The 12176-nt window shown below is 45.5% G+C and carries 10 protein-coding genes and 1 rRNA gene; 10 read left to right on the forward strand and 1 reads right to left on the reverse strand.

From position 1 onward, the window contains the following. Positions 1 to 107 precede the first annotated feature (107 nt). The 3 genes from ACFQ3J_RS18625 to ACFQ3J_RS18635 all read left to right on the forward strand — a co-directional run bounded on the left by ACFQ3J_RS18625 (position 108) and on the right by ACFQ3J_RS18635 (position 3516). Positions 108 to 1106, forward strand: coding sequence for a glycosyltransferase family 2 protein (locus tag ACFQ3J_RS18625; protein WP_251582810.1), 999 nt, complete (start codon positions 108 to 110; stop codon positions 1104 to 1106). An 80-nt stretch (positions 1107 to 1186) separates the two neighbouring features. Continuing rightward, entirely contained in the window at positions 1187 to 2119 is a 933-nt protein-coding gene (locus ACFQ3J_RS18630; protein ID WP_251582809.1) for a glycosyltransferase family 2 protein, read from the forward strand. Next, complete coding sequence (locus tag ACFQ3J_RS18635; protein ID WP_251582807.1) at positions 2116 to 3516, forward strand: undecaprenyl-phosphate glucose phosphotransferase; 1401 nt, start codon at positions 2116 to 2118, stop codon at positions 3514 to 3516. Before ACFQ3J_RS18630 ends, ACFQ3J_RS18635 begins: the two co-directional genes overlap by 4 nt. A 111-nt stretch (positions 3517 to 3627) precedes the next feature. Here the strand turns inward: ACFQ3J_RS18635 and ACFQ3J_RS18640 are convergent, their stop codons facing one another. Further along, positions 3628 to 4020, reverse strand: a complete 393-nt coding sequence (locus ACFQ3J_RS18640) for a TIGR02328 family protein (protein WP_251582805.1) — start codon at positions 4018 to 4020, stop codon at positions 3628 to 3630. A gap of 232 nt (positions 4021 to 4252) precedes the next feature. On the opposite strand from ACFQ3J_RS18640, the gene ACFQ3J_RS18645 reads away from it, so the two are divergent. From ACFQ3J_RS18645 to ACFQ3J_RS18675, 7 genes are all read left to right on the forward strand, one after another. After that, positions 4253 to 4849, forward strand: a complete 597-nt coding sequence (locus ACFQ3J_RS18645; protein ID WP_251582803.1) for a biliverdin-producing heme oxygenase — start codon at positions 4253 to 4255, stop codon at positions 4847 to 4849. 47 nt (positions 4850 to 4896) lie between these two features. Continuing rightward, positions 4897 to 5244 (forward strand): PAS domain-containing protein, encoded by a 348-nt coding sequence (locus tag ACFQ3J_RS18650; RefSeq protein ID WP_251582801.1) that lies wholly within the window; start codon positions 4897 to 4899, stop codon positions 5242 to 5244. Between the two features lie 213 nt (positions 5245 to 5457). Beyond that, complete coding sequence (locus ACFQ3J_RS18655) at positions 5458 to 5934, forward strand: hypothetical protein (protein ID WP_091160642.1); 477 nt, start codon at positions 5458 to 5460, stop codon at positions 5932 to 5934. A gap of 406 nt (positions 5935 to 6340) precedes the next feature. Then, positions 6341 to 7060: a heptaprenylglyceryl phosphate synthase gene (locus ACFQ3J_RS18660; RefSeq protein ID WP_251582799.1), complete on the forward strand. Its 720-nt coding sequence runs from the start codon at positions 6341 to 6343 to the stop codon at positions 7058 to 7060. Between the two features lie 39 nt (positions 7061 to 7099). Next, positions 7100 to 9430 (forward strand): DNA helicase PcrA, encoded by a 2331-nt coding sequence (pcrA, locus tag ACFQ3J_RS18665; RefSeq protein WP_091160639.1) that lies wholly within the window; start codon positions 7100 to 7102, stop codon positions 9428 to 9430. Between the two features lie 206 nt (positions 9431 to 9636). Next, positions 9637 to 11652 (forward strand): NAD-dependent DNA ligase LigA, encoded by a 2016-nt coding sequence (gene ligA, locus ACFQ3J_RS18670; protein ID WP_251582797.1) that lies wholly within the window; start codon positions 9637 to 9639, stop codon positions 11650 to 11652. 407 nt (positions 11653 to 12059) lie between these two features. Further along, positions 12060 to 12176: ribosomal RNA gene (locus tag ACFQ3J_RS18675) — 16S ribosomal RNA — on the forward strand; the annotation flags it as partial.

The following is a 12176-nucleotide window of genomic DNA, read 5'->3' on the forward strand; positions in this document are numbered from 1 at the left end:
GTGAGAAGGGACCTTTTTGCTTTGTATCGCATGTCATCTTGAACCAACATGGTTTATTATAGAATCAGAACACTAAATATACTATATGAGAAGGACAACTTTACAAAATGAAGGAAACCTTAGCAAAACCAAAGCAGATACGAAGTAATGAACAACGGTATAGCACAGTCAGTGTGCATATCGTTACATATAACAGTGCAGACGATATTAAGGAATGTATTGATCATGTTCTTCGGCAGAGCTATTCCGTTCGCTCCATTGTCATCGTAGATAACAACTCTACGGACCAGACCACAGACAGGGTCAGACAGCATCCTGCCTATCGCGAAAATAAGGTTAAAATACAGCTCATTGAGAATGAATCTAATACAGGATTTGCTCCTGCCCATAATCAGGCGATACAAGCGACGACGACAGACTATGTGCTTGTGTTGAATCCGGATGTTTCCCTTGAACCTGATTACATTCGATACTTAGTCGAATTTATGGATCATCATAGCGAAGTCGGAAGTGCTGCAGGCATGCTTAGACTAAAAGCAGATCCATCCTTAATTGATAGTACGGGACTAACGATGAACAAGACCTATAGAGCGTTTGATCGGGGAGCAGGGGAATCAGCAGATAAATGGACGTCCTCTAATGAGGTGTTTGGTGTCTCTGGCGCTGCAGCAATGTATTCTCGAAAAATGATTGACGACATCAGTATCGACGGGCAGTTTTTTGATAGTGATTTTTTCGCCTATAAAGAAGATGTAGATGTAGCTTGGCGAGCTCAGGTGTTTGGCTGGAAATCCTTCTATATTGCTGAAGCGGTGGCTCTGCATGAACGGGGATGGAAAAAAGACAATCGAAAATCCATACCCTTATTTATTCGCCAAGTCTCTTATATCAATCGTTACAAGATGATCTATAAAAATGAGAGTATCGGCAAGTTATTAAAGAACTTGATTTTTTTCTTACCTTTTGAACTGGCAAGTAATTTTTATTTTCTATGGAAGGAAAGAGATGTTCTGAGTGCTTGGAAGTCATTGTATAAATGCCGTTCGGAATTAAAAGCAAAAAGAAGATACATTCAGACGGCTCGTAAAACCTCTCCTAAAAGTTAAATCCAGGACATTTCAGGAAAAATATATCTCCATGTGCTATAATTGTCGATAGATTAGTACATTTTGTCAGGAGATTTCTCATGGATCTTAGCATTATCATCGTGAATTACAATACGAGGCAGCTAACGCTGGATTGCATTACGTCTGTGTATGAATCCAGAACGGAGTATGCCTATGAAATCATTTTAATAGATAACCATTCTAGCGATGGTACCATGGAAGCCGTAGCTGAACAGTTTCCAGGGGTACGTTTGATTACCAATCAAGAGAATACAGGCTTCGCAAAAGCGAACAATCAGGGACTGGCGATAGCTGGAGGAAGATATTCACTTCTGCTCAATTCGGATACGGTGGTACAGCAGGACACTTTGCAAGCGATGCTATCCTTCATGGATGCACCAGAGAACAAGCAGGTGGGAGCAGCGGGCTGCAAAATTATTTTGCCGGATGGATCGCTGGACAAGGCCTGCAAGAGAGGGTTTCCGACACCTTCCGCATCATTTTATTATGCATTCGGTATCTCGAAGCTCTTTCCGGATAACCCGAGATATAATCTATACCAGCTGGGACATCTGGACCCGGATCAAGCTTATCCGGTCGATTGCCTTGTAGGGGCCTTTATGCTGGTAAGGCAGGAAGTAATAGAACAGGTTGGAGGTCTGGACGAGACCTTCTTTATGTACGGCGAAGATATAGACTGGTGCTACCGAATCAAGCAAGCGGACTGGGACATTCACTACTATCCATATACATATATTATTCACTACAAAGGTGCCAGTTCCCGAAGAAAGCCAGCCAAGATCATCTACGAATTTCATAGAGCCATGTGGGTATTTCATCAGAAGCATTACCAAGCGAAATATAATCTATTAACGAATGCAGCCGTATATAGCGGAATTGGAGTCAAACTCGCATTATCTTTCATGAAAAATGGATTAAACCGGTTTGCTAGCAGGGGAGAGTCAAAGCCTCCACTAACCGGAAAGTCTTCTCGCAACGAGGTGAACTTATGATCCGCAGAAATCAGCAGGTGTTAACACAGCTGTATGTCGGCGTGGATTTCTTCATTATACAGCTTTCCTTTTTACTCGCATGGTGGCTGAAATTTGAGAGCGGCTTGCTTCCATACGATGTGTCCGTACCTCTTGAGACTTATACACTATGGAGCCTTGTATATGGAGGAATTGCCATTATTGTCGGGTTTCTGGTTTCCTTATACACACCGAAGCGAAAGAAACGGTTTGCAGAAGATTTTTGGAAAATCATCGAGATTCATTTGATCAGTTTATTCATTTTGTTAAGCTTGATGTTCTTTTTCAAGGAAGTCAATATTTCCCGTTCCTATCTAGGGATCTACATGATTGGAAACATTTCATTCACGCTGTTTTATCGCTATATCTTAAAGCAAATTCTAAAATCCTTACGCCAAAAAGGCTACAACCGTCAGTTCATGCTGATTCTGGGGGCAGGTTCACTTGGCAGAACATTCTATAATAATTTACGCCAGTATCCCGACTTAGGTTATGAGATCATTGGCTTTCTGGACGATTACCGGAAGTGGGATGCAGACGAGCAGAAACATTACAAGCCGATTCTAGGTTCAATGGATGATCTAGCAAATATCCTCTCCAAAGAAATCATCGACGAGGTTGTACTCGCTCTTCCACTGGATGCGCACAGCAAGTATCCGGAGATTATCAATACATGTGAAAAAGCAGGCGTACGTACCTTAATCATCCCGGACTTCTTCGATTATTTGCCTGCGCGTCCGATGTTTGATTATTTTGCCGGCATGCCGCTCATCAACGTAAGAGACATTCCGCTTGATCTGACGATGAACCGTTTGGTCAAGCGGGTGTTCGATATCATCTTTTCCATACTGGCCATTATCATTACCTTGCCGGTGATGCTGCTCGTAGCGCTGGGAGTGAAGCTGACTTCACCTGGACCGGTTATTTTTAAACAAGAGCGTGTAGGACTGAATCGCCGAACCTTCCATATGTACAAGTTCCGTTCGATGAAGCTGCTTCCGGAGGGAACAGTGGACACCGGCTGGACTACTCGTAATGACCCGAGACGCACCCGATTCGGCTCCTTCATAAGAGCTACAAGCCTGGATGAGCTACCGCAGTTCTTCAACGTGCTGTTCGGACATATGAGTGTGGTTGGTCCCCGTCCGGAGCGTCCGTACTTTGTGAACCAGTTTAAGGAAGAAATTCCGAAATACATGATTAAGCATCATGTCCGTCCAGGCATTACGGGACTTGCCCAGAGCCAGGGGCTCCGGGGAGATACCTCCATTGAGGATCGGATCGAACAAGACATTTTCTACATCGAAAATTGGTCGCTGCTCTTTGATATCAAGATCATTTTTAGAACCATTCTTAACGGCTTCAAGAACGCGTACTAAATGCAGAAAAAAGATGGCAGACTCTTGCTCCAAGAGAACGCCATCTTTTTCTATATACCGTCGTTATGACTTGCTGCAAATCCCAGCCTATTAGCGTATTCCGTTCTAACCTTACCTCAGGCTGTCCGCCAGATCCACTTCCAGTATAATGCCCTTCTCTGCAAGATTATCGAGGCACTCCTTCATGTAGGCATCGTCATGCTCATCATAACGCGCTTGGGCCACTATATCGTATTCATCCTCCCAATCCCATGGATCGGTCTGCTTTCCGCGGTAAGCGGGATGTTCCCATAGGCTATCTACGTTGTATCCCCGGTTTTTCATTTCTTCTATAATTAAGATATGGTAACGCATCAACTTCAGTGGATGATAGTCATATACATAATTAACAGTCGCGTGCTTCTTTCCCCATCCGCCGCCCCGCAGCGCGCAGCATTCCCGGTGCTGTCCAAGCAGCTGGGGTCTCGGGAGTATACTAATTAGATCCTCATGCCATAAACGCATCTGTAATTTTCTCCTGTAATCGTTTATTTCTGATTATATAAGCATAGGGGAGAGGATTTAAGCAGGTCAATGGCAAACATCCTATGTTATTGGAAATCTGTCGTCTTTTCGACTAACATTGCTTATACTGAGGGAATTGTTTATCTGAATCCATTTCATAGTCACTTTTTTAATGAGTTATGATAATGATTTTATCTATTTTAATTACATATGCACAGGGAGGTTCGTGGAAATGACAACCATTATGGAACAACTCCGGAAAGAAACGGCGGAGGATCATGATCAGATCGAACAAAATGCTTACGCCGAGGCCATTATGAACCATACCCTTACCAGAGCCGAATATCAGGCGTACTTAGAGAAATTTTACGGTTTTATTCTGCCGATAGAACAGAAGATTGCACAGCTTGATGGTGTCCAGGAACTCGGCATCGATATGAAGCATCGTGCGAAATCGCCGCTGCTGGAGCAGGATCTGGCATTCATCTCTTCAAGTAGACAGCAGGTTCCCATTTGTGGTGAAATTCCCGAGATCGCTTCGTCCGAACAACTGCTGGGATATTTATATGTCATTGAAGGATCCACGCTGGGAGGACAGATTATTACCCGTAAGCTGAGAAATCATTTAGCTCTGGAGCCTGGAATGGGACTTTCGTATTTTAATGCATATGGACAGGATACACGCACGCAATGGAAAGAATTAAGCGAAATCATGAACAAGGCTGTAGAAGCAGGCGCGGATCGCGAGGTAATCGTTGGTACGGCAAAAGAGACCTTCCGATTGCTTAATCAATGGCTTATCTGCAATACCAACGGTGGCCAATCATAAAGGGGGGATCTTACAGACGATACACATTCCAGGAATGGATTCGCCTCATGATTGGCATCGCTCATTCGAGCGAAGATCTGATTATATTGGAAGCTGAGTGCAGAGTATCCCCCCGCAAGTCATTTGAAAAATGGCGAGAGGTGGTTGAATCCACCTCGTATCCTTGGCTGAGCAAGGAGCTGAATATTCTGCCTGAGCTAAAAAGCATCGTTCGGAGCCAGACAGAGAATCAGCTCAGGCAGATGGAAGTAGAGGCGATCCAAAATACCCGCATACTTCAAGACAATGAGCACCGTTATTTGCAGCTTATGGAGCTTTCTCCGGTCGGATTTTTCACGGTTATTCATGGCAGGATCATATACTGTAACAGCGAAGCCGCTCAGCAGCTTGGATAAACAGAATCCATTTCATACTTCATTAAAACGATGAATTTTTGTTCTTCTATAAACTTTTGGAAGTATTTTGCAGATAATTAGCTTAGGGGCTGTCCTTAAGCACACAATTCAGACTCGCTTGGAAGGCCGATTGACTGTGCCTCTTAGCGGGTCTTTTTGATGTTAGCCCGGATGAATCATTAAATTACATAAGAGTAAGCGAGGTTTTTCGATATGGCAAAAGCAACCCGAAGACCCAAAGAATTTACGCAGGCCCAGCTGTATGAGCTCAAGCATAATCCGAACGTATCCAGTATAGAGGGCAGGAATATCACCTATACGTCTGTTTTTAAAATTGCTGCGATTCGTGCAGATCAGGATGGGGTTCGGCCAAGGGAGATTTTTATACGCGGCGGATTCTGCTTAGAAGCGATTGGTACCGATACTCCGAAGAGATGCTTGCAGCGATGGAGGGCGATCTTTGATAAGTATGGCGAGAAAGGACTTATGAATGAGGGGAGACAGCGACATAATCGTAAGCACTGGACTTTGGAGGAGAAGCTGCAGGACAAGATTCATGTGGCAGAGGAGCAGATTCGGTTACTGAAGGACGAGAACGCTCAGTTAAAGCGGGAGCTGAGAGAATTGCAGAAGCTATACGCAGAGAAGCCCAAACGATTATATGTTCGCAGTCGGGTAAGTGAGTATTAAAGTATTTTGAAGCCGAATTTTTGGTATATGCGAATGATTTAATCAATGAATGTTTTAGGGCACAAATGTTTAATCTAGTTAAATTAAATACATGACTGAATCAATTTCATAAATCATTAAATAGGTAAATTTGAAACTATATATAGACAAATAAAATCATTTTAATCTATATATACCCTTGATATAAGCAGCTAAAGGTATTATGAAATTGATTCGACTGCGTAATAAATGCTCTAGCTGCCCATGCAAACCTGCTCTTTCATAAGAAAGCTGCAGGTTTTTTGGTATTCCATCCTCCGTTTCCAGCGAAAAATCTTGTTCGCCTCGTATACGAACATTGACTTACCTTAGCCCACTATCATAGACTTGTTTTAGTAGTGATTTGCTCGCGTGGAGGAATGGAATTTTGAAGGAAATGATCAAGGCATGGAAGCATATTTTCAAACTCGATCCTGACCGTGAACTGACGGATGAGGCACTTGAAGCTGTGTGCATGTCCGGTTCGGATGCGATTATGATTGGCGGCTCTTCCGGCATCACGTACGATAACACGGTGGACCTGCTGTCCAGGGTGCGGAGGTACGAGCTTCCATGTGTACAAGAAATTTCTGATCTTGAGGCGGTTGTGCCCGGATTTGATCTTTACATGGTCCCTATGGTGCTGAACGCACAGGATACGCGCTGGATCACCGGACAGCATCAGGCCGCCATTGAACAGTTCGGGTATATGATTCCTTGGGAGCTTATCGTTTGTGAAGGGTATATTGTACTGAATCCTGATTCAACGGTAGCACGGCTGACCTCTCCGAATACAGCGCTTGAGGCTGAAGGGGTTGCTGCTTATGTACAGGTAGCGGACAGACTGATGAATCTGCCTGTGGTGTACATTGAATACAGCGGAACCTTTGGTGATATGGAAACAGTAGAGTCAGCTCGTAATGCGGCGTACCAGTCTCAGCTATTTTATGGCGGCGGGATTGTCGATTATGATACAGCAGCTCAGGCAGCAAAGGTAGCGGATACCATTGTTGTGGGCAATGCCGTTTATTATGATTTGCCGTCAGCAGTTGCTACGGTTCAGGCGGTAAAACCGGGTGAGACCAAACCAACCTCGAATAGAGGATGATGCACTTTTTTACTTCAATAACGAAAGGGGCTTGCATGTATGCAATCCATTAATATACAGGACGCTGTTGCACGTCTGAACCCTCCGCAGCGGGAGGCGGTTATTACAACAGAAGGACCACTTCTCATTATGGCCGGCGCAGGGAGTGGTAAGACGAGAGTGCTGACGCATCGTATCGCTTACTTGATTGCCACTAAAAAAACAGCACCTTGGGGCATTCTCGCCATCACATTTACGAATAAGGCAGCACGGGAGATGCAGGAGCGGGTCTCGAAGCTCGTCGGTTCGGAAGGGCGCGATATATGGGTATCTACGTTTCACTCCATGTGTGTTCGGATTTTGCGCCGCGATATTGAGCGGATCGGATTCACCTCTAACTTTAGTATTCTCGACTCGGCGGATCAGCTGTCCGTTATTCGTAACTGTATGAAGGATCTGAATATCGATACGAAGAAATTTGAACCCAAAGCGATTCAGTCCGCCATGAGTACGGCAAAGAATGAGTTGGTAACTCCAGCACAGTATGAATCAAAGATCGGCGATTATTTTGAAGGTATTGTGGCGAAAGTATACACGATGTACCAAAAACGCCTGAAAGCAAACAACTCGCTTGACTTCGATGATCTCATTATGACGACCATTCAGCTCTTCAAAGAAATGCCGGAAGTGCTTGATTTCTATCAGAAGAAATTCCAATACATCCATGTGGACGAGTATCAGGATACGAACCGTGCGCAGTATATGCTGACCCGGATGCTCGCGGACAAGCATCATCGTATATGCGTCGTGGGTGACAGTGACCAGTCGATCTATCGCTGGCGCGGTGCGGATATTAGCAATATTTTAAATTTCGAAGAGGACTATCCGGAAGCCCGCACGATCCTGCTGGAGCAGAATTATCGTTCGACTTCGAATATCCTGGATGCGGCTAATGCCGTCATCGCACTGAATTCGGGACGCAAGCCGAAGAAGCTGTGGACGGATAAGACCGGCGGGGACAAGATCAAGGTCTATCGTGCGGACTCTGAGCATGACGAAGGATACTTTGTAACTTCCGAGATCAGCAAGAATGTGAACAAGGGCAAGAGCTATCAGGACCATGCGATATTGTATCGTACCAACGCACAGTCGCGGGTTATCGAGGAAATTTTGATTAAGTCGGATATTCCTTACCAAATTGTCGGCGGGATCAAGTTCTATGACCGTAAAGAGATCAAGGACGTCCTTGCTTATTTGCGCCTCCTATCGAACCCTGATGACGATATCAGCCTCACGCGAATTATTAATGTGCCTAAACGTGGCATCGGTGATACGACCGTTGGTAAGCTCGCTGCCGCAGCGGGGGAGAGAGGCGTGTCCATTTTCAAAGTGCTTGAGGTGGTTGACGATCTGGGTTTTGCTGGACGTACACGCAATGCGCTGGTTGAATTCTATGATATGATTGCGGCACTTCATCGAATGGTTGAATATTTGTCGGTAACGGAGCTGACTGAAAAAATACTGGAGATGAGCCAGTATCGTCTCGAGTTCCAGAATGAGAATACGCTGGAGTCCAAGGCCAGACTTGAAAATATTGATGAGTTCTTGTCTGTAACGATGGAGTTCGAGAAGAATAACGAAGATAAGTCGCTCGTATCGTTCCTTACAGATTTGGCCCTTATTGCTGACATTGACAGCATGAATGATGATGAGGAAGAGCAGGACGATGCGGTCGTTCTTATGACAATGCACAGTGCCAAGGGACTTGAGTTTCCTGTTGTCTTCATTATCGGGATGGAGGAAGGCGTGTTCCCGCATAGCCGGACCTTTATGGATGAGGAAGAGCTTGAAGAGGAACGTCGCCTTGCTTATGTAGGGATTACCCGTGCGGAACAGCAGCTCTTCTTGTCCTGTGCCCAAATGCGGACGTTGTTCGGACGGACGACAGCGAATCCACCTTCCCGCTTCCTGGATGAGATTCCGGAAGATCTCAAGGAGGATACGAAAATTGCCCAGGACCGCTATCGCCGCGGGGGAGGCAGCAACGCTGGAGGCTCCTATGGCGGACGCGGATTTACTGGAGGAGGAAGTAACTTTGGGGGCTCTCGGGCCAGCACCGGCTTCAGTGGTTCTACAGCTTCAGCAGCATCTAAAGTATCTGTTACAACAGGGAGAACAGGTGCAGCTGCAGCCGCAGCCGCAAGTGCAGCAGGCAGTGGCTCGAAGGATTTCTCTGCAGGCGACAAAGTACAGCATGGCAAATGGGGAACAGGAACGATTGTCTCCATTAAAGGTGCGGGCAACGATATGGAGCTGCAGATTGCTTTTCCTGCGCCGGTTGGTGTTAAACGTCTGCTCGCAGGTTTTGCGCCGATTACCAAAGTGGAATAATAATGCACTACTGAATTTAACATCATTGGTGTGAGCACACCTTATATAGAGAAGGTACCCGTGAGGAGACTAATGTTAAAACGGAATACGCTGAGAGAGATATCAGCATATTTGAGCAATACATCTAAGAGCAGTATATCTAAATTGGCCTCTCACGGGCCTTACATATTTTTCTAAAATTATTATTCACGGAGGGATAGCCCTAAATGGATCCAATGCATCGATTGGAGCAGCTCGTAAAGGAGCTGAATGAGTACAACTATCACTATTACACATTGGACAAGCCGAAGATTAGTGATAAAGAGTATGATGTCTTGTACGATGAGCTGGTGTCGCTTGAGTCGCAAAGCGGGATTGTACTGCCCGATTCTCCGACTCAGCGTGTGGGAGGCGAGCTGCTCAAAGGTTTCAAGCCTCATCGTCACCTATCTCCTCTCTGGAGCCTGGACAAAGCACAGAATATAGAGCAGCTTCGCAGCTGGAACGGCAGAGTGCAGCGTCTTGTTCAGGATTACAACACCAAGAATCCAGACACACCGCTTCCTGATCCAGGCTATGCGATTGAATTGAAGTTTGATGGTCTCACTTTAAATCTGACCTATACAGATGGACAGCTTGTTCAAGCCTCGACCCGGGGGAACGGTGTTACAGGTGAAGGGATTTTGGCACAAGTAAAAACGATCAAGTCTGTACCGCTCACGATCCCATACACGGACGGTACGATTGAAGTGCAGGGGGAAGGGATCATGAACCTTTCCGTGCTTAACAAATACAACGAGACGGCAGCCGATCCTCTCAAGAATGCACGCAATGCCGCAGCAGGAGCCCTTCGCAACCTGAATCCCAAAGTAACAGCAGAACGCAGGCTGAGTGCTTTTTTCTATAATGTGGGCTATTCGGACGCCATTCAGTTTGAGAGTCATGAAGAGATGATGCAGTTTCTGCGGGACAATCACTTCAAGGTAAATCCTTATATCAGCTACTTCCAAGAGTTTGACGATGTGATGGAGCGTCTGGCCGAAATCCAGGAGAACCGTGACAAGCTGGACTATCTTATTGACGGAGCGGTTATCAAGCTAACAGACATGCGTACCCGGCAAGTGCTGGGCTATACTGACAAATTCCCGCGTTGGGCCGTTGCTTACAAGTTTGAGGCGGAGGAAACAACGACGGTGCTGAACTCGGTCAGCTGGAATGTGGGCCGAACAGGAAAAGTCACGCCGCTGGCTCGTGTTGAACCGGTAGAACTGGCAGGAGTGACGGTATCCAACTGTACGCTGAACAACGTTGGTGATATCGAGCGCAAGAACCTGAAGTATGCACTTGGAACACGTGTCTTTATTCGGCGATCGAACGATGTAATACCTGAAATTCTGGGCAAGGTGACAGAAGAAGCAGATGGAGAAGAGATTGTGTACCCTACGGAGTGTCCTTCATGCGGATTACCGCTGGAGGAGCGCGGTGCACATTTATTCTGTAACAATAAAATGAACTGCAAGCCGCAGATCGTAGCCCGGATCTCTCATTTTGCTTCCCGTGATGCGATGGATATCGAAACGTTCAGTGATAAGACAGCTATACAGCTCCATGATGAAAAAGGTTTGAAAGAACCGGCCGAGCTCTACACCCTGACCTATGAAGATCTCATTGGGTTGTCCCGATTCGGTGATAAGAAGGCAAAGAATTTGCTGGCAGCTATTGAAGAAAGCAAAGGCAGAGACCTAGCCTCCTTCCTGTATGCATTGGGCATTCCGAATACAGGGAAATCAACCACTAAGATGCTTGCGGACCACTACCGCGACCTTCACCGCATTATGAATGCGTCAGTAGAGGAGTTGGTGGAACTTCCGGATGTAGGACTTATCGTAGCAGAGAGTATCGTATCCTTCTTCCAGGATCCATTTATACAAGCGAGTATCGAGAAGATGCTGTCTCTTGGAGTCGAGGCCAAAGCGCCTGAAGAAGCTCAGGTTGTTGTGACCGACTCATTCTTTAGTGGGAAAACCGTGGTGCTCACAGGAACCTTGCATCAGCTAACGAGAGAAGAAGCTACCGAAAGACTTGAAGCTCTCGGTGCAAAGGTAACGGGAAGTGTATCAAAAAAAACAGATCTCGTCATAGCAGGAGAAAAAGCAGGAAGTAAACTGTCTAAAGCTCAGCAGCTCGGTATAGACACAATTGAAGACGAGGATGAATTCGTTAAGCTCTTGCAGCTTAAGTAGAATGGCAGCTTAAAGTAGAACGATCTAGTTATATGTAGAAGCGCAGTTTGTCGTATTAAGTTTTGTCGACAGCTGCGCTTCGTTAATTCATGTTTCATTTGAAGAAATTAATTTTATAAAAAGGGTTGTCAAAATAATTTTGACGTGTTATATTATTTCTTGTCGCTTCGAGCGATGCAAGAATATTGTCGAATGATGCTGAAAAACATCGAAAAAAGATGTTGACAACATCGACAATAAAATGATATGATAAATATCCAGTCGCGAGAAATTGGCGGTTGAGATAAAGAATCAAGTTCTTTGAAAACTGAACAAATGGATGATGAAATTAAGAGAACATGATGTTCTCGTCAGTTTTTCTAAATGAGCTTATCGCTCTTTTCAATCGATGTTGCTAGACAACATCTTTATTGGAGAGTTTGATCCTGGCTCAGGACGAACGCTGGCGGCGTGCCTAATACATGCAAGTCGAGCGGAGTCGATGAGGAGCTTGCTTCTCTGAGACTTAGCGGCGGACGGGTGAG

The organism is Paenibacillus provencensis (genome assembly GCF_042678545.1).
GTDB lineage: Bacteria > Bacillota > Bacilli > Paenibacillales > Paenibacillaceae > Paenibacillus > Paenibacillus provencensis.

What these genes read in the sequence shown, in the direction of transcription:
- ACFQ3J_RS18640 (WP_251582805.1), bottom strand. Translation starts at nt 4,020, where the DNA reads ATGCGTTTATGGCATGAGGATCTAATTAGTATACTCCCGAGACCCCAG.
- ACFQ3J_RS18650 (WP_251582801.1), top strand. Translation starts at nt 4,897, where the DNA reads ATGATTGGCATCGCTCATTCGAGCGAAGATCTGATTATATTGGAAGCT.
- ACFQ3J_RS18635 (WP_251582807.1), top strand. Translation starts at nt 2,116, where the DNA reads ATGATCCGCAGAAATCAGCAGGTGTTAACACAGCTGTATGTCGGCGTG.
- ACFQ3J_RS18630 (WP_251582809.1), top strand. Translation starts at nt 1,187, where the DNA reads ATGGATCTTAGCATTATCATCGTGAATTACAATACGAGGCAGCTAACG.
- ACFQ3J_RS18625 (WP_251582810.1), top strand. Translation starts at nt 108, where the DNA reads ATGAAGGAAACCTTAGCAAAACCAAAGCAGATACGAAGTAATGAACAA.
- pcrA (WP_091160639.1), top strand. Translation starts at nt 7,100, where the DNA reads ATGCAATCCATTAATATACAGGACGCTGTTGCACGTCTGAACCCTCCG.
- ACFQ3J_RS18645 (WP_251582803.1), top strand. Translation starts at nt 4,253, where the DNA reads ATGACAACCATTATGGAACAACTCCGGAAAGAAACGGCGGAGGATCAT.
- ligA (WP_251582797.1), top strand. Translation starts at nt 9,637, where the DNA reads ATGGATCCAATGCATCGATTGGAGCAGCTCGTAAAGGAGCTGAATGAG.
- ACFQ3J_RS18655 (WP_091160642.1), top strand. Translation starts at nt 5,458, where the DNA reads ATGGCAAAAGCAACCCGAAGACCCAAAGAATTTACGCAGGCCCAGCTG.